Source organism: Bilifractor sp. HCP3S3_D3 (assembly GCF_052063915.1).
Classification (GTDB): Bacteria; Bacillota; Clostridia; order Lachnospirales; family Lachnospiraceae; genus Bilifractor.
Map to the genome: position 1 here is coordinate 1 of NZ_JBQHWP010000018.1, position 21,555 is coordinate 21,555.

At 45.0% G+C, this 21,555-nt stretch carries 30 protein-coding genes and 2 pseudogenes; 27 read left to right on the forward strand and 5 right to left on the reverse strand.

From position 1 onward, the window contains the following. Window positions 1-20: 20 nt before the first annotated feature. Entirely contained in the window at window positions 21-437 is a 417-nt protein-coding gene (locus ACTNDI_RS10790; RefSeq protein ID WP_441100992.1) for a flavodoxin, read from the reverse strand. A 134-nt stretch (window positions 438-571) separates the two neighbouring features. Between ACTNDI_RS10790 and ACTNDI_RS10795 the strand changes: the two genes are divergently transcribed. The 3 genes from ACTNDI_RS10795 (at window position 572) to ACTNDI_RS10805 (ending at window position 3,132) form a co-directional block, all read left to right on the forward strand. Next, window positions 572-1,459, forward strand: coding sequence for a LysR family transcriptional regulator (locus ACTNDI_RS10795; protein ID WP_441100993.1), 888 nt, complete (start codon window positions 572-574; stop codon window positions 1,457-1,459). A 539-nt stretch (window positions 1,460-1,998) separates the two neighbouring features. Continuing rightward, window positions 1,999-2,628 (forward strand): NAD(P)-dependent oxidoreductase, encoded by a 630-nt coding sequence (locus ACTNDI_RS10800; RefSeq protein ID WP_441100994.1) that lies wholly within the window; start codon window positions 1,999-2,001, stop codon window positions 2,626-2,628. A 66-nt stretch (window positions 2,629-2,694) separates the two neighbouring features. Then, window positions 2,695-3,132, forward strand: a complete 438-nt coding sequence (locus tag ACTNDI_RS10805) for an Rrf2 family transcriptional regulator (protein ID WP_441100995.1) — start codon at window positions 2,695-2,697, stop codon at window positions 3,130-3,132. A gap of 243 nt (window positions 3,133-3,375) precedes the next feature. Here ACTNDI_RS10805 and ACTNDI_RS10810 read toward each other — a convergent pair whose 3' ends face one another. From ACTNDI_RS10810 to ACTNDI_RS10820, 3 genes are read right to left on the reverse strand one after another with little or no spacing between them, the layout of a single operon-like run. Continuing rightward, window positions 3,376-4,707 (reverse strand): MATE family efflux transporter, encoded by a 1,332-nt coding sequence (locus ACTNDI_RS10810; protein WP_441100996.1) that lies wholly within the window; start codon window positions 4,705-4,707, stop codon window positions 3,376-3,378. Next, window positions 4,707-6,068: an MATE family efflux transporter gene (locus ACTNDI_RS10815; RefSeq protein WP_441100997.1), complete on the reverse strand. Its 1,362-nt coding sequence runs from the start codon at window positions 6,066-6,068 to the stop codon at window positions 4,707-4,709. Before ACTNDI_RS10815 ends, ACTNDI_RS10810 begins: the two co-directional genes overlap by 1 nt. Window positions 6,069-6,127: 59 nt before the next feature. Beyond that, the gene (locus ACTNDI_RS10820; RefSeq protein WP_441100998.1) at window positions 6,128-6,382 is read right to left on the reverse strand and encodes a nitroreductase family protein; all 255 of its coding nucleotides are present in this window, start codon (window positions 6,380-6,382) and stop codon (window positions 6,128-6,130) included. 404 nt (window positions 6,383-6,786) lie between these two features. On the opposite strand from ACTNDI_RS10820, the gene ACTNDI_RS10825 reads away from it, so the two are divergent. The 12 genes and pseudogenes from ACTNDI_RS10825 to ACTNDI_RS10880 all read left to right on the forward strand — a co-directional run bounded on the left by ACTNDI_RS10825 (window position 6,787) and on the right by ACTNDI_RS10880 (window position 12,954). Continuing rightward, window positions 6,787-7,044 (forward strand): helix-turn-helix domain-containing protein, encoded by a 258-nt coding sequence (locus ACTNDI_RS10825; RefSeq protein ID WP_441100999.1) that lies wholly within the window; start codon window positions 6,787-6,789, stop codon window positions 7,042-7,044. Window positions 7,045-7,098: 54 nt separating this feature from the next. Further along, window positions 7,099-7,767 (forward strand): B3/B4 domain-containing protein, encoded by a 669-nt coding sequence (locus tag ACTNDI_RS10830; protein ID WP_441101000.1) that lies wholly within the window; start codon window positions 7,099-7,101, stop codon window positions 7,765-7,767. A 254-nt stretch (window positions 7,768-8,021) separates the two neighbouring features. Continuing rightward, the gene (locus tag ACTNDI_RS10835; RefSeq protein ID WP_044919614.1) at window positions 8,022-8,336 is read left to right on the forward strand and encodes an ArsR/SmtB family transcription factor; all 315 of its coding nucleotides are present in this window, start codon (window positions 8,022-8,024) and stop codon (window positions 8,334-8,336) included. A 101-nt stretch (window positions 8,337-8,437) separates the two neighbouring features. Continuing rightward, window positions 8,438-9,316: a radical SAM protein gene (locus tag ACTNDI_RS10840; protein ID WP_059075260.1), complete on the forward strand. Its 879-nt coding sequence runs from the start codon at window positions 8,438-8,440 to the stop codon at window positions 9,314-9,316. A gap of 31 nt (window positions 9,317-9,347) precedes the next feature. Next, window positions 9,348-10,028, forward strand: coding sequence for a DsbA family protein (locus tag ACTNDI_RS10845; protein WP_441101001.1), 681 nt, complete (start codon window positions 9,348-9,350; stop codon window positions 10,026-10,028). 20 nt (window positions 10,029-10,048) lie between these two features. Next, window positions 10,049-10,186, forward strand: a complete 138-nt coding sequence (locus ACTNDI_RS10850) for a hypothetical protein (RefSeq protein WP_441101002.1) — start codon at window positions 10,049-10,051, stop codon at window positions 10,184-10,186. A 101-nt stretch (window positions 10,187-10,287) separates the two neighbouring features. Beyond that, a pseudogene (locus tag ACTNDI_RS10855) lies at window positions 10,288-10,377 on the forward strand (peroxiredoxin); the annotation flags it as partial. Continuing rightward, window positions 10,374-10,691, forward strand: a pseudogene (locus ACTNDI_RS10860) (YaaA family protein); the annotation flags it as partial. The pseudogenes ACTNDI_RS10855 and ACTNDI_RS10860, both read left to right, overlap by 4 nt. Window positions 10,692-10,698: 7 nt before the next feature. After that, a complete protein-coding gene (locus ACTNDI_RS10865) occupies window positions 10,699-11,262 on the forward strand; it encodes a DUF4298 domain-containing protein (protein ID WP_441101003.1) in 564 nt (187 codons plus the stop codon). Between the two features lie 2 nt (window positions 11,263-11,264). Continuing rightward, window positions 11,265-11,519: a hypothetical protein gene (locus tag ACTNDI_RS10870; RefSeq protein ID WP_441101004.1), complete on the forward strand. Its 255-nt coding sequence runs from the start codon at window positions 11,265-11,267 to the stop codon at window positions 11,517-11,519. Window positions 11,520-11,992: 473 nt separating this feature from the next. After that, window positions 11,993-12,259 carry an autorepressor SdpR family transcription factor gene (locus ACTNDI_RS10875; RefSeq protein ID WP_441101005.1) on the forward strand — a complete coding sequence of 89 codons (267 nt, stop codon included), beginning with the start codon at window positions 11,993-11,995 and terminating at the stop codon, window positions 12,257-12,259. Then, window positions 12,259-12,954: a DUF1648 domain-containing protein gene (locus tag ACTNDI_RS10880; RefSeq protein WP_441101006.1), complete on the forward strand. Its 696-nt coding sequence runs from the start codon at window positions 12,259-12,261 to the stop codon at window positions 12,952-12,954. The genes ACTNDI_RS10875 and ACTNDI_RS10880 overlap by 1 nt, the downstream gene beginning before the upstream one ends. Window positions 12,955-13,151: 197 nt before the next feature. Here the strand turns inward: ACTNDI_RS10880 and ACTNDI_RS10885 are convergent, their stop codons facing one another. Beyond that, the gene (locus tag ACTNDI_RS10885) at window positions 13,152-13,760 is read right to left on the reverse strand and encodes a TetR/AcrR family transcriptional regulator (protein ID WP_441101007.1); all 609 of its coding nucleotides are present in this window, start codon (window positions 13,758-13,760) and stop codon (window positions 13,152-13,154) included. A 117-nt stretch (window positions 13,761-13,877) separates the two neighbouring features. On the opposite strand from ACTNDI_RS10885, the gene ACTNDI_RS10890 reads away from it, so the two are divergent. From ACTNDI_RS10890 to trxA, 12 genes are all read left to right on the forward strand, one after another. Continuing rightward, window positions 13,878-14,576: a DsbA family oxidoreductase gene (locus ACTNDI_RS10890; protein ID WP_441101008.1), complete on the forward strand. Its 699-nt coding sequence runs from the start codon at window positions 13,878-13,880 to the stop codon at window positions 14,574-14,576. Window positions 14,577-14,579: 3 nt separating this feature from the next. Further along, window positions 14,580-15,203: an MBL fold metallo-hydrolase gene (locus tag ACTNDI_RS10895; RefSeq protein ID WP_441101009.1), complete on the forward strand. Its 624-nt coding sequence runs from the start codon at window positions 14,580-14,582 to the stop codon at window positions 15,201-15,203. 21 nt (window positions 15,204-15,224) lie between these two features. Continuing rightward, window positions 15,225-16,211: an NADH:flavin oxidoreductase gene (locus ACTNDI_RS10900; protein ID WP_441101010.1), complete on the forward strand. Its 987-nt coding sequence runs from the start codon at window positions 15,225-15,227 to the stop codon at window positions 16,209-16,211. A 674-nt stretch (window positions 16,212-16,885) separates the two neighbouring features. Next, the gene (locus ACTNDI_RS10905; protein ID WP_441101011.1) at window positions 16,886-17,401 is read left to right on the forward strand and encodes a pyridoxamine 5'-phosphate oxidase family protein; all 516 of its coding nucleotides are present in this window, start codon (window positions 16,886-16,888) and stop codon (window positions 17,399-17,401) included. A 100-nt stretch (window positions 17,402-17,501) separates the two neighbouring features. After that, complete coding sequence (locus tag ACTNDI_RS10910; protein ID WP_441101012.1) at window positions 17,502-17,990, forward strand: nitroreductase family protein; 489 nt, start codon at window positions 17,502-17,504, stop codon at window positions 17,988-17,990. Between the two features lie 39 nt (window positions 17,991-18,029). Next, window positions 18,030-18,185 carry a hypothetical protein gene (locus tag ACTNDI_RS10915; RefSeq protein WP_441101013.1) on the forward strand — a complete coding sequence of 52 codons (156 nt, stop codon included), beginning with the start codon at window positions 18,030-18,032 and terminating at the stop codon, window positions 18,183-18,185. After that, complete coding sequence (locus ACTNDI_RS10920) at window positions 18,154-18,384, forward strand: hypothetical protein (RefSeq protein WP_441101014.1); 231 nt, start codon at window positions 18,154-18,156, stop codon at window positions 18,382-18,384. Before ACTNDI_RS10915 ends, ACTNDI_RS10920 begins: the two co-directional genes overlap by 32 nt. A 207-nt stretch (window positions 18,385-18,591) precedes the next feature. After that, window positions 18,592-18,864, forward strand: coding sequence for a type II toxin-antitoxin system RelB/DinJ family antitoxin (locus ACTNDI_RS10925; protein ID WP_441101015.1), 273 nt, complete (start codon window positions 18,592-18,594; stop codon window positions 18,862-18,864). Beyond that, window positions 18,865-19,146, forward strand: a complete 282-nt coding sequence (locus ACTNDI_RS10930) for a type II toxin-antitoxin system YafQ family toxin (RefSeq protein ID WP_441101016.1) — start codon at window positions 18,865-18,867, stop codon at window positions 19,144-19,146. It abuts the gene before it with no gap. A 548-nt stretch (window positions 19,147-19,694) separates the two neighbouring features. Next, a complete protein-coding gene (locus ACTNDI_RS10935) occupies window positions 19,695-20,324 on the forward strand; it encodes a flavodoxin family protein (RefSeq protein WP_441101017.1) in 630 nt (209 codons plus the stop codon). 186 nt (window positions 20,325-20,510) lie between these two features. Then, window positions 20,511-20,915, forward strand: coding sequence for an iron chaperone (locus tag ACTNDI_RS10940; RefSeq protein ID WP_441101018.1), 405 nt, complete (start codon window positions 20,511-20,513; stop codon window positions 20,913-20,915). 213 nt (window positions 20,916-21,128) lie between these two features. Further along, complete coding sequence (gene trxA, locus ACTNDI_RS10945) at window positions 21,129-21,443, forward strand: thioredoxin (protein WP_441101019.1); 315 nt, start codon at window positions 21,129-21,131, stop codon at window positions 21,441-21,443. The last annotated feature ends 112 nt before the right edge of the window (window positions 21,444-21,555 follow it).

Consider the following 21,555-nt stretch of genomic DNA (forward strand, 5'->3'; position numbering starts at 1 on the left):
AGAGATATGGGTTGTGTGTTTCAATATGTCCTTCTGATTTCAGGGAAATTCCCTATCCGATTCCAGGGAATATTTTTTCCGATTTCAGGTACATTTATTGTACGATAAACATCAAGGAAGGTGTAGACAGCCATCGGCATGGTTCCCCAGTAATTCGGATAAGCCAGGATCACGGTGTCATACTCGTCAATGCTGTCCAGGTAGTTTGTAAGTTCCGGTCTTGCGTTTGTCCTGAGATCCTTTTTTGCTTCCTCGATGCATGTCAAGTAAACTGGGGAGTAGGGGGCTTTCATTTCGATCTTAAAGGTATCCGCGGAAATCTGCTCCTTCATCTCGTTTACAACGATTTCCGTGTTGCCGACCTTCACATATCTCATTGCACCGCCGAAGTAGTTTTCATCTGCTCTTGAAAAGAATGCAATTAATGTTTTTGCCATTTGTATGTCCTCCATTTCATTATGTTGTCTTGTACGTTTGTTCTTTCTGTGTATATTGTTGCACATGGCACTTGAGAAATCCAATCGAAAAGTATTATTATTGATTTAATAATTAAATAGCGAGGCAAAAACCTATGAATACAAAGCAGATTGATTATTGCATAGAGCTGGCACACACATTGAATTTTAGCAGAGCCGCAGAGAATATGTTTGTAAGCCAGCCTACACTGACTTATCAGATCAAGCTTCTGGAAGATGAAGTTGGATTTGCGATATTTGAGAGAAGCGGGAAAGGCGCTGCGCTTACTCCGGCGGGCTCTCAGTTTGTCACATACCTTGCCAATATGAGGGAAGAGATGAAACGGGCTATCGAGCAGGGGCAGAACTTCAGCGCAAAGTATAAGGATAATATCACGATCAGCATGATGGTGAGACAGGCCGTGTACTTTCTTCCTGAAGCCATGAGGATCTTTTCAGACAGACATCCGGATATTCAGATCACACCAAAGTTTGAATATGAGAATGGTGTGGAAGGTTTTTTAAGGAATGAAACAGATATCCTGTTTGCCCTGAAGGAGCAGACAAAGCAGATACCGGGGATTGATGTACATGATCTGTTTGATAGCCATATCTATTTGATCTCCCGAAAAGAGGATGAACTGGCTTCGAAGAATCTTCTTACAGAAGGGGATTTGTATGGGCGGACGCTGATGGTGGGCGGAGGATCACCGCCGGCATTGAAAGCAGTGCAGCACAGGCTGATAGCTTCGGGGAAGATCAATTTTTTTAACAGTGCGGACCACGATACAACGCTTACGAATGTGGCTGCTGGAAGAGGTGTATGCCTGGCACCGGGATTCCTTAATGATCATAGTGGGCAGTTTGCTTGGACACCGTTCGACTGTAGAGAAAGTTTTTCCTGTGTTTTGTGCACACATAAGAATGATGCGAGAGACGGAGTGAATGAATTTATTGAGGTGCTAAAGGGTTTGTATCTGGAGGCGGTAGCCTTCCCTTTGTGATAGAATAAGCCTGTAATCTGGTCGATAATTTTAGTTGGAATCAAAATAACGGACAATTTCAGACGGAGCCCCGACATTCATACCGGCGCCTCCAGGCATGTTAAGACCGTGGTTCTGCTAACAAGAACAAATTGAAAGAGGGCTGGAAAAGCCTGTGTTTAAGCCATTTCTGCGGCATCCGTCTTTCTGAGAGGTGAGGCGGGTGCCGCGTTTTCTTTTAGAAAAAATGTGAAAGTTGGTCTGGCGTGGCTGTGGGAAGGCTATTTTGATGAATTCTTGTCAGGCGAGACTGTGACTTTGCTATTATCGGGGGTTGTGGCTGTGGAAATGCTATAACCGCTGGAGTATACAAACAGAGGACGGTACAGACATTATGCTGTACCGTCCTCCCTCTATTAATCGGATTCTCTTATTCGGCGTAAATAATCTGCAAAAACATGTAACATATGTATTGACAGGTTTGACCGGCGCTGCTATGATAAACATGTAATTGTAGATATTACATGTTAGAACGAATCAAATTTAAGGAGGATTCTATTATGAAGATTGCGGTTGTAGCAGCAAACGGAAAAGCCGGTAAGCTGATTGTCGAAGAAGCTGTGCGTCGTGGTATGGATGTTACAGCTATCGTAAGGGGAGAAAATAAGACTGTTGCGCCCAAGACCATTACAAAGGATCTCTTTGATCTTACCAGCGAAGATCTAAAAGGGTTTGAAGTTGTTGTGGATGCTTTTGGCAACTGGACGCCCGACGCCATTCACCTCATCCCGGAGGCTACCGTTCATATGGCTAAAGTGCTCTCCGGCAGCGATGCACGCCTGCTGGTCGTAGGTGGAGCAGGAAGCCTTTATGTTAATCCTGAGCATACCAAGACAGTTGTTGATGTGACACCATTCCCAGAAGCAGCTATGCCCGTTGTAAATGGTCATGGAAAAGCACTTGAGGAGCTTCGTAAGTTTGACGATGTGAATTGGACATATGTCAGCCCTGCCGGAGATTTTCAGGCTGATGGCGAAAGAACCGGAAAGTACATTCTGGGCGGCGAGGAACTGGTTCTCAACAGCAAGGGCGAAAGCGTGATTTCCTATGCCGATTATGCGATTGCCATGGTCGATGAGATCGAATCCGGCACGCACATAAAAGAAAGAATCAGCGTTGTAAGTGAATAACGATTCTTGTTACCTGCATTGACTTTTCTCCTGTAATTTCATATATTACAAGATGGAGGCGATGCTATGCAAATCTCAAGTAAGTTCACAATAGGAGTCCATCTTCTTGCGGTTATAGATTATCTGGGTGAAGATGAAAAAGTGACCAGCAATATTCTGGCGAGCAGCATAGGTGTAAATCCCGTCATCGTCAGAAATGTCATGGGTAACCTCAAAGAAGGGGGCCTTATAAGCATCAGTCAGGGCAAAAGCGGGATATCTTTAACAAAAACTCCTGATCAGATCACCTTCTATGATGTTTACAAGGCTGTAGACAGCGTAAAAGATGAAGGACTGTTTCACTTTCATGAGAATCCGAATCCAGAATGTCCGATAGGCAGAAATATTCATAAGGCGATGGATTCAAAATTGAAAAGAGTCCAGTGGTGCATGGAAGATGAAATGAGAAAGATTACCCTTGCCGATGTGATGACGGATATTCAAAATGAACTAAAGAATGAATAGTAAAAATGTCTCTAAGCCATCATGGTGTCAAACGGCGAATTGAGGGAGGTGGAAACAGCACGATCTTTTCGGCGGCATCGCCTCCCCGACCGCGCGTTCGGATCTGCGAAAGCGCATTGCCGACGGCGTAACAGCAGGAACTTATCGGTTTGTTTCAGAACATCAGCAGCTCCTGATACTTTGAAGCAGGAATTTATCCGTCGCGGTGGAGTAAGGACGTTGTACATCGCTTTCGGGTCGCCGTCACGGGCCTGTGATTGCCTTGCGGTAAATGACAAGGGAAATGATCGCAGTAATCGCTTCCGTGATCCAAAACGCATTCCAGACGCCAACCGCTCCGAAAAACCTGCTGAGTAAAAACGCAGCCGGGATGATGACCACTACATACCGGCAAAGGGAAATCAGTAAGGAGGGAGTTCCTTTCCCAAGTCCCTCCAATGCGCCGGAAGATGTAACAGAAACCGCAGAGACGATAAACCCGGCCCCGATGATGCGTAAGGCGGTTTCCCCGGCCTGAATCGTCGCTTTTGTGTGGGTAAACAGCCCCATCAACTGTCCGGGGATCAGCAGACATATTACTGTCCCAAACACCATAATGATGCCACTCATGCACAAAACGATCTGATAAATCTGGCTGACCCGTTTGTGCTCCCCCGCGCCGTAGTTATAGCCAATCAGGGGGCGCATCCCCTGCACAATGCCATTCGCTGGCAGATAGATAAAGGTCTGTAATTTGTAATAGATTCCTAAAACCAGAATATACACTTCGGAATATGCCGCCAAAATCGCATTGAGCGCCGAAATCAAAAGAGACGGAAGCGCAAGATTCAGGGTTGCGGGAATGCCGATGGAGTATAGCTTTATTACCATCTTTTTGCTGGGCAGAATGTACTGCCTGCGAATATGCACGCGAATTGGCCGCATAAGATAGACTACAAGGTAAATCGCAAGCGTCAGAGTCTGCCCGATGCCGGTTGCCAGTGCAGCGCCTTCGATTCCCATTTCCGGGAATAGGCCATAGCCAAAAATCAGAACGGGATCTAAGACAATGTTTGTGATGCAACCGCACATCAGGCTTATCATGGTCGTTTTCATGTTTCCTACTGCCTGGAACAATTTCTCAAACACCATGCTGACGGTAACAATGAGTGTAAAGGCGAACGCAACGACAGAATAGCGGACGCCAAGTTCAATGACCGCTTCAGATGAAGTGAACATCCGCAGGAAAACCGGCATGATCGTAATACAGCAGACTGTCATAACAACGCCATGAATCACGGCAAGCACAAGTCCCTGCGTGGCGGCCTGATCAGCTTTTTCATGATCCCCAGCGCCCAAATAAAAGGCGATTACGGCGTTGATTCCAACGCCATATCCAATTCCAACAGCATTGATAAAATTTTGAACCGGGTAAACCAGTGATAACGCCGTCATAGCTTCCTCGCTAATCTGTGCGACGAAAAAGCTGTCGATAATGTTGTATAGAGAATTAACCAGCATGGATAAAACCATAGGCAGGGTCATGGATAAAATCAGCGGTAATACCGGTTTTTCTTTCATGAAAGTGTCATTCATCATTTTCCTCCTTGGAATACCTTATGAGATATTTTGCGGCGATGCCATGCCATCATCACAAGCGCAACGAGAAAAGTGGCGGTTTCAGCAACCGGAAATGCAAGCCAGATCCCGTTCAGATGGAACAATCTGTCCAGACACCATAAGGCGGGAACAAGGAAAAGCATCTGCCTGCATAATTGGATTGTCATGCTGAAGCCTACTTTTTCTGTGGCCTGAAAATAGGTGGAAATCATGGTGGAAAGGCCGCAAAACAGATAGCTTGCCGCCATTATCCGCATAGCGGATATTCCAAAGGAGCGCATGGCTTCCGACGCCGTAAATAATTCCAAAAGCTGCGCCGGAAAGAGAATGACGGTCAATGTTCCCAGTATCATCATACCGGAGACCAAAGCGGTTCCGTAGCGGAAAGCAGAGTGCAGCCTATCTCTGTTTCCCGCACCGTAGTTAAACCGCATAATAGGAAGACAGCCCTGGATCAGCCCGTTGACTGTCATGACAATCAACTGCTGTACCTTAAAATACGCACCGAAGAAAGCGATTGCCGTATCGGAATAGGCGACCAGAAAAAAGTTTACAAAAGTCACCATAAAAGAACTAAGGGCATTCATAATAAAAGACGGCAGTCCAAGGGTGAAAATACGGCCAATCAGCCACTTTTGCAAATGAAATCCTTTGATCTTTATCTGCACTTTCTGCTTTTTGCCCAGCAGCAAGGCAAATGCCAAAATCATGGATAACAAATAGCCCGCAACAGTAGCCACCGCAGCGCCACGGATTCCCATAGCTGGAAAAACACCAATACCAAAAATTAGGAGTGGGTCAAATACAAAATTAACGACCACTCCTGCAATCTGGAACCACATAGGCGCAACCATGTTCCCAGTAGCCTGTATCATCTTCTGGATTGCGATATGCACCATGTTTGGAATTTGCATGAACGAACATACGCTCATATAGTCAAGACTCAACTGATAAATTTCTTCGTTATTGGTGAATGCCCCAAAGTAGGGTTTCATAATCAGTAATGACAGAAGATTGAGCAAAGCACCAATTCCAAAGGCCAGTAACAATCCATGTGTGACGGTGGTATTTGCCTCATCCTGCTTTTTCTCCCCAAGATACCCTGCAATCAGTACATTCACGCCGACACCGATCCAGATAGACGCCGCATTCATCAGTGTTGTAATCGGGAATGACAGAGAAACAGCCGTTAGTGCATTCTCACTCAACCGCGCTATAAACGCACTGTCTATCAGATTATAGGAATATTGCAGGAACATGGAGATTAGCGGCGGTATCGACATTTGCCAAATGAGCCTTCCAACAGGAGCAACCGCCATTTTATTATTAGTCTGCATACTTTCCCTCCTCTCCACAAATTGTCCGGTGCAAAAAAATTGCGCCAGACAGCGGAACATTAAATCCGAACAATATAGTTTTGTTTGCGTGCTGCGTGCTGACCGGCTTCCTGGGCCGGATAACCCAATGCAATCTCCCGCCTATATTTGGGGTCTGTAATTGCAATGATGGTTGGAGATTGATGTCCTCCGCCGGTAGGAGCGTAAGTCCCTGCTTCCAGTACAGCGTCCAAAGCCTTGGAAGGGACGGGTTCCGATTTATAAGCCCGTACACTACGGCGCGTCTTGATAAGAGACAAAAAATTTTTTTCCATAAAGATATAGTCCTCCATTCTGCTAATACTTCCGAGATACAGGCAACAAAAAAGCCACACAACTATCACAAGACAGTTGTGTGGCAAAAAGATGATCGAATCCGGAAAAGTCCACTAAATTTTGCGTTCATTATTGTAGCGAACTTTCAGGAAACTGTCAAGCGTCAATCTTCTTGAGTTTTCGCTGCCTTATTCACGAAACTCTAAATCTGTTGTGTTGAATATACACAACTTTCATATCTATTCTTTATTGCAGTTTACGGAAACTCAAGTCAATCGTCGCGTAAGGAAAGATAGAAAATATAGAATTACGTTATGTTGCTCTTTGATTTTGACTTTTATTGAATTCATCACTTGACATTGTGGCAAAGATCTTCTGTCCGTTGATAAACTCGCGGTGCCGGATGGATCCAAGTGTATTCTTCAGCAATACAAGGAAAGCTCTATCAGATGCCATAGAGGGCGACCCAATAGCGATACAGGCTGTCCTTGACCGCTATGCCGGATATATCCGCTACTTCTCTAAGATGAACGGCTATTATAACTCTGATATGGAGGACTACATCAGAACAAAGCTGATTGAAAGCCTGTTTAAGTTCCGGCTTGACCTGAAACAGGCCGAAGGGCCTTCTCACATTGACAAGCAGAGCAATTCAGAGTAAACTCCGAACACAGGTGCGAAACTTTAAAATAATTTCAATTTCGGAAGCGACAGTATGAAATATTATGATGTGACTATCGATAAGGAATTGTTCAGCGTCTATCCGGAGATCAGACTTGGGATCTTACGATTCCATGCAAATGTGAAAGCGCCGGATGATCTTTTCTGGAATTATATGAATGCGGAAGTCCTGCCGCAGGTGAGAAGTTGCGTGGAAGGAAAAGAGTGGAGCGAGATTCCGGGCATAAAGGGCAGCCGTTCGGCTTATAAGGCTTTTGGCAGAAACCCGGGCCGCTATAGAGTTTCATCTGAAGCTTTGATTCGCAGAGTTCGCCGTGGGGATGAACTGTACCACATCAATTCTGTCGTCGATGTGAATAACCTGGTCTCTGTGAAAAGCGGCCTGTCCGTCGGGTCATATGATCTCGGCCAGATTCATGGTGCGATCAAGCTGCGCAAAGCGGAACATGGCGAAGGTTATACTGGGATCGGCAAGGATTTTCTGGATATGGAGAACATGCTTGTGCTGGCGGATGATGAAGGAATTTTCGGATCCTCCATGTCTGATTCTACGAGGGCGATGGTCACTGACTCTGCAACGGACATTCTTGTTGTAATCTACTGTTTTGAAAACAACATTGATCTCGACACACTGCTCTGTGATGCAGAAGATGCATTTGAAAGGTTTGCCGGAGCAGAGAATGCAGAACATTGGATTGTATAAAGTCGGATTTGTTGATCAGACATGAAAAACAAAAGAAAGGATAAGCAAAATGGAAAAAGGTATTTGCAAAAGCTCAGGGAATTGCTCCGGGGATAGTAGTCGGGAGAATGCAGTTGGAGGGAATGATCAAGTACAGTATGTTGAATAATTTGAAAGAGAAATATGAAATAGCTGTATAAAGGATATATTTCTCTATCAGCCGTTTTTTTGCTTACAAGTATTGACATATCGCGAAAGCTAGATATAATAAACGTATGGATAAGATTGAAATTTTTAAAGCACTATCAAATGAAACACGGCTAAGTATTATTGAGTGGTTGAAGGAACCGGAGAAAAACTTTCCGCCGCAGGGAGGACATTTTGATGATGTGGTGGATCTGAAAGGCGGTGTGTGTGTTGGAAGCATCCGCGACAAAGCCGGGATATCACAGTCAACCGTATCTCATTACCTGGATATGCTGCAAAAAGCAGGCTTGCTTCTTTCCGAAAGGCACGGAAAGTGGACATATTACAGACGGAATGAAGAGACCCTCGCTGCGCTGGCAGACTACTTCGGTCACGAAATTTAAGTTGTGCATAGATTAGACGGGATGAAGATCCCGTTTAATTTAAACCATTACATATCGATAAAGCGAGATGTAAGGATATATAGAAATGAGGAGGAATTCGTATGCATTTTTCATGTGGAATCGTCAGACCGCCTTATGAGGCTGGTTCCTGTTTTTTACAAGTAACGTCGGGTTGTTCGCATAATAAGTGCCGCTTTTGCACCTTTTACAAGGAAGCACCTTTTTCCGTATCTCCGGAGAGTGAGATACGGGAGGATCTTCAGGAGATCCGGGATTCCGGATGGAAGGTAAAGCGGATTTTTCTGCAGGGGGCAGATCCGTTCCTGCTGAGCTACGACAGGCTTAAAAGAATCATGGACCTGATAAAAGAATACCTGCCCTGGGGTGTTTCCGTCGGCGGATATGGCCGGGTGGATAGTGTAAGGAACAAGTCTGTAGGTGAGCTGAAGTCGTTGAAAGAGATGGGATACGACATGATCGTATTCGGGATCGAGTCGGGCGATGATGCTGTCCTCGATAAGATGAACAAGGGCTATCATGCCAGTGATATCGTGGAGCAGCTCTCCAAGATGGATGAGGCGGGAATGCATTATTCTGTCATCTTCTTATACGGGCTGGGAGGTCATGAGTATGGTATGGGGCATGCCGTCAAAACAGCAGAAGTGTTAAACCACCTGTCGCCCGTCAGAGTACTGGCTTCCGGGCTCTCGATCTTCCCTGACACACCGCTTATGGAGGAAGTAAGAAGAGGTGAGTTCGTAGAGGCTACAGAGACAGAGAAGATACAGGAACTGTATACCTTTGTGAAGACGCTTGATATCCACACTCTGCTGGATGCGACGAATGTCTCCAACATGATGCCGGTATATGGACATCTTCCGGAGGACAAAGAGAAGATACTGGCGATGCTCAAACAGGGTGCAGACGAACAGGGAGAAGAGCGATTGCGGATGCGAAGAGACAGTATGAGAAGTCTGTGACCAGGATAAAAATCAGAAAGGCGGTATTTAGATGAAAGTGTATTATATTTTTGACAGCTATTGTGGATGGTGCTATGGGTTTGAAACAATTCTTAAACCGTTTATTGAAGCACATCCGGAATTGGAAGTAACGGCGTTATCAGGTGGATTATTTATGGATGGTCATCCGCTTTCGGCATTTCCGTATATGAGTGATACGAATAAAAGAATTGCGGATACTTTTGGAGTGGAATTCGGCAAGCCATATCTGAACCTGTTAGAGACGGGAAGTATGGTTCCTGACTCGAATGATGCCGCAATAGGATTTGGAGTTCTCAGGAGCTTCTTACCTAAAAGAGAACATGTTAATCTTGCGTCAAAGATGCATGAAGCATTCTATTTGGATGGCAAATCACTTTCTGACGTGGAGACGATCCGATCAATCGCCAAATCCTATGACCTTCCTGCAGACAAGATCGCAGAGGAGTTCATCCGTATTTCTGAAGAGGGCAAGTACCATCCGGACTTTTATGAGGCAAGAAAAATAGGAGTCACATCCTTCCCGACGCTGTTTCTTGAAATAAATGGGAAATATTATGACTTAAAAGGAAGTGCAATTACCCTCAATGATTTAGAGAAAAATCTGAATATCATTAAGGAAAAGGGCGGGCTCCTCAATGATGAAGACAATACGCCCGTTGCCTGTAATATCGACGGTACAGGTTGTTTATAAGCTATTTGAAGGAAGGCATTATGAAACTGACGAAAATATTTGAACCAATCACGATCAGCAAGACGGAGTTTAAAAACCGCATGGTGGATTTCGTCACAGTAGGCCGCCGGAAGGAGATGATTTTCATCTTTCGGGACGGTACCGAGATAGAGGTATAACTGAACATAAATCAGGCGACAGACACTCCGCTCCGGCGGGGTGTTTTTGTGTTGAGTGGCAGAGTGGAATCATTTTAATCGAAGTGTTATAATGTTGAAATCTGATTGATGAGAACGGTATTGTCATGAAGGCCTTCGACAAAGTAAAGGCGGCAGATAACCCGGCACAGATGCTAGAAGAACTGGCATGAGGATAATTATCTCCCCAGCAAAACAGATGCGGGTCGATATAGATCTGCACAGAAACCTGACGCCGGCCTTGATCGCCTATGATGGAATCCAGTATACCTACATGGCTCCGGCCGTCTTTGAGGACGGTCAGTTTGATTATGTACAGGAGCATCTGCGAATACTTTCGGGTTTTTACGGAGTAGTAAAACCAATGGACGGCGTGGTCCCGTATCGGCTTGAAATGCAGGCTAAGGCAAGAGTCGCGGGATACAGGAATCTCTATGACTTCTGGGCCGATGATTTGTACCGGGAAGTGGTAAGCCGCTGGAGATTATGGCGTTATGAGTAAGCATAAGATGGTGGACGGACGTCTGCTTCAAATGAATAAGAGTTTCGGCCAGCTTAAGCAGAAGCAGAGAGAAAAAATTGCGGAGTGGATGTTTCAGGCCTACAAGAAGCAGGTAAAAGAAGGACTTTCAGAGGAGGATGCTCTGCAGCTCGTGTTTGATCAGATCGAAGAGGCACAGATCTGGATACCGGATTATGAGATTGTAAACCGTTATCACGCGAAAAAGAGCCACTTTCGGAACCGCCTTGTCGGCGAAAACGTGCCTCAGCACGTCTACCGGATGGAAAACATCTTGGATAATGCCATTCAGAAGATGGATGCCCTGGAAAAGAAGATCGAGGAATATGAAGCATTCCAGGCGGAGATACAGAAGCTGGAAGCTTATTATACGAGCCCGCAGTGGAAAGCGGACTTCGCGGCGGATGAAGCGGGGCAGTTCCCGGACAAGCTGAAGAGAGGTGTACTCTCGGAGGACGGTATCTGGAACATGCTGGAGCGCAACCGAGAACTGCTTGAGAGGATCGGAATACGGAGAACAGATGAGGAAGGGGACTGATCATGGCTATCACAGTTAATCTGTACTATACAGGAAAAGGCAGAAGTGCACGTAAATTTGCGGAGGAGATGGAATCCTCCGGGACTGCTGCAGCGATCCGCGCAGAGGCCGGAAATCTTCGATATGAGTACTTCCTGCCAATGAATGATCCGGAAACAGTTTTTACTGATCGACAGTTGGGAGGATCAGGCAGCGATCGATTTGCATCATGCTTCACCGATGATGGGAAAGATATCGGCACTTCGGGAGAAATATGACCTGCATATGAGAGCAGAACGCTATATCGACGCCGAGGCTCCGGACACAGAAGACCAGTTTATCAGGAAGTGATGGGATATGGAAGCGAGAAAAGGATATGGAGACAGCATTCCTTCCAGTGAGCTTCTGCCGAAAGAACGGATTATATCCTTATAAACCAGAAATACGGCATAGACACGGAGGATGGTCTTCGGACATATATCCATGATATGCTTAATAAAGCATCATGATCCATAATAATTAAATCCGGTTTATAAAATCAGAGCATACAAGCTTTGGACAAAACATTGGATGAGTTGTTCTGGGAAGAATAATTGAGGAATTGAGAAGTTTGGAAGAGAGTCATAGCAAATATGGCTCTTTTCTTTTTAAAAATATTTTGAAATAGTTGTTGACAGAAATATGGTTTCGGATTTATACTGACCATGTAATTTAAAAATATTTTGAAATAGATTTTGAGTGAGCGTGAGTTATGAGCGATACTAATATTTTCAAAGTGTTAGCTGACAAGCAACGCAGAGACATACTCGTAATGCTGAAAAATGGTCGGATGAATGCCGGAGAAATCGCAGAACAGCTTGGAATAACGCCAGCGGCATTGTCTTATCACCTGAAACTGCTTAAAGGTGCTGACCTGATCATGGAATATAAGCAGAAGAACTTTATCTACTACGAGATCAATACATCCGTTTTTGATGAGTTGATCCTGTGGATAGGACAATTCGGAGGTGGCAAGTGATGAAAAAGATCATGTGGATTATTTCGTTTGTTTCTTTAGCTGGTACGGCAATCGTTTTACAGTTTATGCCGGATAATGTTCCGATGCATTATGACATGGCTGGAAATATAGATCGCTGGGGCTCGAAGTATGAGAACTTGTTATTCCCGGTCATTATTCTGGCAATGTCATTATTCTGGACCTTGTTTACGAGATATTATGAGAATAAAGCTGACAAGTCCCAGGATGAAAAAGAAATTGCTGGTGCAAAATCAAACGCAAAAGTGCTTAGTATTGTTGGTTTGTGTATGTCTGTAATGTTTACAGTGATGCAGGGCTTTATTTTATATGGTTCATATACTGAGGCTGTGTCAGGTGCTGAAAAGCAATATGTTGATATTGGAAGAGTGGCATGCATTTTAATGGGCTTGGGATTTCTTATACTAGGCAATTTCATGACAAAAACACGCATTAATGGTACGGTTGGAGTGAGAGTGAGCTGGAGTATGTATAATGACAACACGTGGAGAAAAACGAATTTCTTTGGAGCCGTAACATTGATGTTTGAAGGAGTGTTTGCAATAGTAGCGGCTATTATTATGAGAAGCTCATTTGCTGCAGTGATGGCTACACTTGTGGTTGGAATAATAATTACGATTGCAACATTGATATATGCGCATAAAATTTACAAAGAGGAAATTGCCGCTGGCAGATAAGTAAATACAAGCACTATAAATATCCGAGAGTCGTGTAACAGCGGCTCTCTTTTCATGTCCGGAGGGAGGTGGCCATTTGTAGGCAGGGTGATTTGCGGATGCTGTGGAAGGATCATGCGACACAGCACTTCCTTTGGCGGACTGAAGATGCTCAGATCGGCAGGGAGCGCAATTGACTACTACATTTCCTAAAATCTCTAATTCAGGTAACTCTGGAAATACAGATTTATAATCCGTTGCAGAGCACTATTTATATTCATATTTCCTTCCATCAGGCACCATTCCAAAATACAGCCTTTAACGATTGTGCAGATGTCCATACATATTTCATGGATATTTGCACTTTTTTTGATAATTCCCTGAGCCTGCGCCGCCGTTATTTCCCGTTCGCTGCGGGCCATCACGGTATCCGGCTCAAATTGTCCTTCAACTTCCGACATATAGGCTGAAAGTGAACGGTTTCCGGCAGTATAGAAGCTCTTCATAAAGTCAAGGCCGAAACTCATGTATCGGTTTATGAGAAGCATATACAGTTCTGAAATGCGCTCATCGATCTTGTTGAGGGGTGTTTTCAGAGAACAGCTTTCAAAGGAAGTCTCACGGACAAAGTACATAAGCAGGTCATCTTTGTCTCTGAAATAATGGTAAAATGTTCCGATGGAAAGATCTGCTGCGGCGCACACATTTCTCACGGTGATATCATCCGCTCCATTTTTTCGGATCAGGTCAATGGTTGTATCTATGATTCTCTGTTTGCTGTCTACTTGATCTGCACTTTTCGCAGGCCGCCCACATTTTTTTGCCATGTCATTCTCCTTTTAGAACAAGTTCATTTTGACTATTGACATAATAGAACATGTTCAGTACAATTGCAAGCAGAAGCAAATATAACACGTTCGATTATTTTGAAGGAGTTTGCAACGATGAAAATTACGTATTGGTCAGACTACGCTTGTCCCTACTGCTATATCGGTGAGGCGCGTCTAAAGAAAGCGATTGAATCTATCCCTGAAATGAGAAATGTGCAGCTTGAAATGAAAGCCTTCCAGTTAGACCCTTCCGCAGGGGAACACGCAGTCAGCGACACGCAGACACGTTTTGCTGATAAATACGGAATCTCGTTTGAAGCTGCCGGGAGGCAGATTGAAACCATCTCTCAGATGGGAATTGCTGAGGGACTTGATTTCCAGTACGCCTCTACGCTTTTTACAAATACAATGGATGCACATCGCCTGACGAAACTGGCCCAGAGCAAAGGAAATCCGGCACTGACAGAGCGTATTATCTCTGCACTGTTCAAAGCATATTTTACCGATAACAAAGAACTTGCGGACAAAGCGCTTCTCCAGAGTATCGGTGAAGCGTGCGGACTGGACGCAGCAGAGGTCAGAGAAGTCCTGGATTCAGACAAGTACCGGGATGAAGTGATTTTAGACGAGAAGGAAGCGTTCGAAAACGGCATCCACGCGGTTCCGTTTTTTGTAGTAGGAAAGTATGGAATTTCCGGCGCACAGAGTGTAGAGGGCATGAAGGCCACGCTTCAAAAAGCATTGGAGCAGGAGACGGAGGCTGGCATGGAACAAGGAATGACCTGCGGTCCGGATGGCTGCAGGATTGGTTGAGCTATGATTATAGAGGTTCCGGTAAAAGGATATTTTGAAGAAAACTGCTTCTTTTACATTGACGATAAAACACAGCATGGCTTTTTAATTGATCCCGGCGCACAAGCTGCAGGACTGCTTGAGCTTATCAAAGAAAACGGCTGGGAAATCGAAAAAATACTGCTTACACATGGGCATTTTGATCATACCGGAGCGGCAAACGAACTCCGCCGTGTATTAAATCTTCCCGTACTCGCCTATCGAACAGCGAACGATTATCTGCTGGATGCCAGAAAAAATCTGTCGGCTCTCTGCGGACCTCCGATTACGATACGAGATGCAACATTTATAGATGATGGGGACAATATCACGCTGGAAGCAAACCCGTCTTTTTTCCTGCACGTAATCTATACGCCGGGACACACGACGGATTCCGTCACCTACTACTCCTCCAATGATCACGTTGCATTTGTGGGAGACACGATTTTCAAGGGAAGCATTGGGAACTATCAATATCCGGGCGGGAATCTGATAGATTTACAAAACAGTATCATCAACAAAATTTTTTCCCTGCCAAACGAGACGGTTCTTTGTTCGGGGCACTCGGCTCAAACAACGGTAGGGCTCGAAAAGCAAAGATACAGATAAAAGAAAGGATGGTACTTTATCATGATAAAACAGTCAATACAGGTTGGCACGATGGAACTGAACAGCCGAATCATTATGCCCCCGATTGCCACTTATCAAAGTACGGAGGATGGGAAAGTTACGGATACGATGTTGGATTATTACGGGGAAAGGGCAAAGAGCGGGAATCTCGGAATGATCATCACCGAACACAGCTATATTATGAAGCAGGGAAAGGCAAAAGCAAAGCAACTCTCCATTTCAAGTGATGATGATATAGACGGCTTGCGAAAGCTGACCGATGTCATTCATCAAAGCGGGACAAAAGCTATGGTTCAACTTAATCATGCCGGTTCCGCCGCACCTAGTTCCGTGACTGGTCTGAAAGCTGTTTCGGCAAGCAGAATAGTCCTTCCGTCAACTCCGATGATGGGCGACGGAACTGCTCCGGACGAGTTGACAAAGAGGCAGATTGCCGAAATTGTGGAATGCTTCGCAAAAGCGGCGGTGCGGGCAAAAGAATCCGGGTATGACGGTATTGAGATTCATTCCGCGCACGCTTACCTGCTGAATCAGTTTTATTCGCCGTTGACAAATCACAGAAATGATGAGTATGGTGGCACTTTGGACAACAGATTAAGGTTGCACAGAGAAGTAATTGAGGCTGTCAGAGATGCCGTTGGTAATAACTACCCCATCTCCGTCCGTTTGGGCGGCTGCGATTATATGGACGGAGGAAGTACAATCGAAGACAGTGTATATGCAGCAAAGGTGCTGGAAAAAGCAGGCGTGGATATGATCAATGTTTCTGGCGGGATGTGTCGTTATTCAAGAAAAGGGCATACTGAGCCGGGATATTTTCAGGATATGTCTTCTGCTATCAAGAAAGCCGTAACCATCCCCGTCATGCTGACAGGAGGCGTCAAGACAAAAGATGATGCAGAAAAGCTCCTGAAATCTGGAGCTGCTGATCTGATTGGAGTTGGACGCGAATTACTGAAAAATCCGCATTGGGCAGATGCGTTGTGATACAGCTAAAAAGGAATGAAAAATGTGTCTCTCCTCTTTTGGAGGTTGGAAAGTACTGTTCTTGTCTTTATTTGAAAAAATAATTTTCAAATAAATTGAATACAAGGGTTATCAGACCTCTCACTCAACGGCAAATAGAGTGAGAGGTCTTTTTATACGTGTGCCGCCAGGCGCACGTAAAAATGTCTCTAAGCCATCATGGTTTAGGGACATTTTTGCGTATGCGGGATTATGCCCCGATATCAATCGGGAGCCCGGGTTTGAGATGGTTGTCGAGTTTCAGTCATGGCTTCTTGTGAAATGGAACTTATAGAATGTAGCATTCAATCACAACTTGTAAAGGTGGTATTATAGGAGATCGCACAATATATAATGACAATGTATTGATAGTCGACGAGTAAACGCATATTATATAGACAGAATGGAGATGAATATTATGCCGACTGCGGATTTGAATATCAGAACCGAGAAAGAAACGCGATAAAACACGCTGCGCGAGTTTTATCTCGCTATCGCGACGCTCGCCGCACACGAATACTTCGCATTCGGCTGCGGCTCACTGTTCGCGTAAATAAAAGACCAGGCCGACAGGATTTTTTCCGAGCTGGGTCTGAACATGACCGCGGCAATCAATATATTTCTCAGAACAACGATCAGGGAAAGAGGAAGAATAAATGACTGACGAACAGTACGCACAAGCTGAGTCCTTCTGGACTCGAAAAGATGAAATCGAAAAGAAGCTAGATGATGATGCTCTGTATAGCTGGATAGACGAGTTCTTATCATCCCATAAGGTTCTTGCCCTGGCAACGGCCACGAAGGATTTTATTCGCTGCACGCCGCTTGAGTACAGTTGGTATGCGGGAGCACTTTGGATCTTCACCGAAGGCGGGCTCAAGTTCAAAGCCTTGAAGGAGAATAAGCATATTGCGGCAACGGTCTTCGAGACGAGTGCTTCCTTTGGCGAACTTAGGTCACTGCAGATCGAAGGAACAGTGGAGTTAGTCGAGCCGTTCTCCGATGAATATAAGAATGTCGCGGAGTTCAGAAAGATACCGCTGCAAGCATTGAAGAAACTTAAAGAGCCTATGTGGCTTTTGAAGATCATACCGATAGAGATCACCTGCCTGAATTCAGATTTCAAGAAAGACGAATTTGGCAGCAGGCAGATATGGAGGAGGTGTCATTAATTAATGTGCACTTGAATCTGAAGATGGAAGACTACTACAGAATCAAGGATGCCCAGATAGAGCAGGACAAGAAATAACCATCATAATATCATACGGAACCATGAGAAAAATTAAGAAGATCTGGATTGCGAAGTATGCGGATAAGATTAAGGGATCGCCGGATATGCCGACAGGCCATCGAACCAATTTTTCAGAACGCAGCCAGAAGAACATGGCAGATTTTATGAGCTACATTGCAGATTATACTGGAGATCCGGACATTGTACATTTTCTGAATATGAACGAAAAGCTGTTTGATGCTCCGGCGTTGGTTTATCTGACCCTTGAGAAAGACCATACGGGATGGCCGATTTACGATCTTGGAGCCTTTGGTATGTCTTTGATGCTGGCGGCAAAGGATCATGGTGTGGATTCGATCCCGGCTTATGAGATCGTCAAGTTCCCTGCGGAACTTCGTCCGCTTCTTTCTGTATCGGATGATGAAGAGATCATTATGGGAATTGCTTTGGGTTATGCGTCGGAAGACAATCTGAACGGGCTTGCATCAACGCGTCTTCCGTTAGAAGAGATTTTAACTATAAAACAGTAAAGTGTATTAAGTATTGATGGGAATGATGAAGGGCTTAATATGACTCAAGAACAGCAACTTGACTTTGAGAGCTTTATCGATGTTCTGGTGCAGATATACAAGCTGACTTCGGACAAGATTGGTTATTCAAACCTTCCCAAAAAACATGGGAGGTTTACCGGAAATGACAGAGGAAGAAATCAGACAGAGAAATGAAGAGCGGCGTGCCAAGCTGGATGCAGTGAGTCGTCGGAATATGGAGAAGTGTGCTGCATTCATCGCACGAATGATAGAAAAATATGGTAGAGAGGTGCTGGCTGAGATTGAAGAGGACGACGTCAGCGTTGCAGATTGGATCTATGCCGCCGTAAACGGTAATGTGCAAAGCCACGGCCTTGCGCTGCTCGAAAAATAATATTCCCAGCTTGGCGGTTTTGAAACTGCCTAAACAGAGTTTCCCTCTGAAAAATGAGACCATCGGGAAAGTACGCGTTAGGGGCGCCGGTCTTTTAGCAATTTGCTTTCAGGGATTTATCCCGCCCCTAAGACAACTATTGCTGCTATATTGATTGACAACGTAAACTGTATGTAATATAATTCGAGATGAAAGGGGATGATTTATATGTCTACAGTTCCAACTCAGATTCGTATTGATTCCAGTGTTAAAAATCAGGCCAATGAACTCTTCAATGAACTTGGCATGGATATGTCCAGCGCCGTTAATATTTTTTTACGACAGTGCATCTTGAGAGGTGGACTTCCTTTCAAGGTGGAGATTCCGCAGTACTCTAAAGAATTGATTGGCGCTGCCGATGAAGCAAAGCGTATTTCCCGTGACCCTGACGTCCCGGGATACACCAGCATGGAAGCTCTTAAGAAAGCTCTTGAAGCCTGAATGATCTTAACTGTCAAATATACTTCCGCTTATAAGAAAAGCTATAAGCTGATGAAGAAGCGTGGGCTGGATCTTTCTCTTCTTGATGACGTCATCAACACTTTACGTCAGGGTAAAGCACTGGATGAGAAGTACCATGACCACGAACTGAAGGGGATGCTAAAAGGCTTCCGTGAATGTCACATTCAGCCGGACTGGCTTCTCATCTATCTGATAGAGAACGACATCCTTACACTGACACTGGTAGACACTGGAAGCCATGCAGATCTCTTTAACATGTAACAATGACCGTCTGCAATGGGCGGCCTTTTTATCTGTCACCGCGCTTCCCGTGGATCTTTCCATGACGGCTTCTGTTTCTCCTCACGTGTCACGTTTTCCTTATCGCAAGGTATGATGTCATATCCATGCAGCCGGAGGGGTGTCTTGGTGCACTCTTATAGCGTCTGCGGTTTTGTTGTTGTCTCTTTCTGTTCTTTATAAGCATTTCTCCATAGAAAACCATAGAAAGTTTCTCGATTGATGGTGGTTAATTTGTAGAATTCATCCACAGAAATGAGGCCGCCATCGAGCATCTTTTATAACGAGATAAAACACGCTGCGCGAGTTTTATCTCGCTATCGCGACGCTCGCCGCACACGAATACTTCGCATTCGGCTGCGGCTCACTGTTCGCGTAAATAAAATGTCGTGTGCGCTGCCATCAGTAAAGATGTTAACGCACCCGTATTCAATTTCACTCTTTGCGGATGAAATTCTTTAAGTACAAAAGACTTTTTGATGCTGGTGCAATCACTCGGAAAGAATATGAAGCTAAGGAGGAAAACAACGATGAAGGTACTAATTATAAATGCATCACCCAGACTTAAGGGCAACACAACGATAGCTCTTGGCGAGATGGTTAATGTGTTTGAGAAGGAAGGTGTGGAGGTGGAAGTCCTGAACATCGGGAATCAGGACATTAGAGGCTGTATAGCCTGCAACTCCTGCGGAACCAAGGGCAAGTGCGTCTTCGATGATGTGGTCAATCAGGCTGCACCGAAGTTCGAGGCGGCTGATGGGCTTGTGGTAGCAAGCCCGGTGTATTATGCGTCTGCAAATGCAACCTTGATAGCATTCTTAGACAGACTTTTCTACAGTACACACTTTGACAAGACGATGAAGGTAGGTGCTTCGGTCGTTGTGGCGAGACGAGGCGGCCTATCTGCTACGTTTGATGAGTTGAATAAGTACTTCACTATATCGGGTATGCCGGTGGCTTCCAGTGAATACTGGAACAGTATACACGGCATGGAGAAGGGTGAGGCTGCCTATGATAAGGAGGGACTTTACAATATGCGAGTTCTTGCCAGGAACATGACATTTTTGATGAAGAGTATAGCGCTTGGCAAGGCTGAGTATGGCATGCCTGAAAAGGAAGAACACGCATGGACAAACTTCATTAGAGATGACTTGAAATAAGTGAGGAATGTATAAGCGTTACTTATTAAACTTTTGTTGTATGCGCTTGGAGCAGATAAATATATTACAAAGCCATTTAGTACAGGAGAATTAGTTGCAAAAATTCATCAAGTATCTGCGGAATCTCGCCAACAAGAGAATTGTCGGAGATATCCGGGCGATATTGTAATCGGGAGGATAGCGGATATGTGGAGATGCCCCAAGTGCGGTCGGAGTTTCAGCCGTGAAGGACAGGGCCATTACTGCGGCAAGATCGAAACAGTAGATCAGTACATTGAAGAACAGGATGAAAGCGTAAGGGCGTACCTGAATGAGGTCCGCCAGATCATCCGCAGCGTCATACCGGAAGCACAGGAGAAAATTTCATGGAGTATGCCAACATACTGGAAGGGCAGAAATCTCATTCACTTCGCGGCGTCGAAAAAGCATCTGGGGCTTTATCCGGGTGGAGAAGCAACGACAGTTTTTGCTGATAAACTGGTGGATTATGATGTGAGTAAGGGAACGATCCGGCTGCCCTATACAAAACCGCTGCCGAAAGATCTGATTGCAGAGATCGCCGTTTGGTGCTATGGGAGGTATGCAAAATGAATGGAACCTTTTACGGATTATCCGCTCATTGATGGCATTAGTTATGAAAACATTAATAACGGGATTGATTTTCGGAAAAAAGTTTTTTGTGTTTTTTCTTCTCTATGTGACCATGTCACGGAAATCAGGAGGGGGAAGGAATAAAGTAATCTTATCAGCAGACTTGCTGGGAATACGTGAAAACTGTTATCTATGAGGCGAAAGGAGCTTGACATGGCGGAAATAAAAATTACCAGGGATAATTTTCAGAGAGAAGTCTTAGAGGCAGAGGTACCGGTTCTGGTGGATTTCTGGGCCGCCTGGTGCGGACCCTGTCGGATGCTTTCACCGGTCATTTCGGAAATTGCTGCGCAGGCAGGGGGAAAATACAAGGTAGGCAAGGTAAACGTAGATGAGGAACCAGAGCTTGCTGCGGCATATCGGATAGCAAGCATCCCTACCCTGCTTGTCTTTCGGAATGGTAAGGCAGTGACGAGCTCGGTTGGCGTTCAGTCCAGGGATGAAATTGAAGATATGCTGGGACTGTAAATCAGATATCCGGGTGACAGGAAGAGAAAGCAGGACAGAACGAGGCGGAGTATAGAAAAAACTGCGGGATAAAGCAGTGGAATAAAGCAGTGGGAGAAAGCTGCGGGACAAA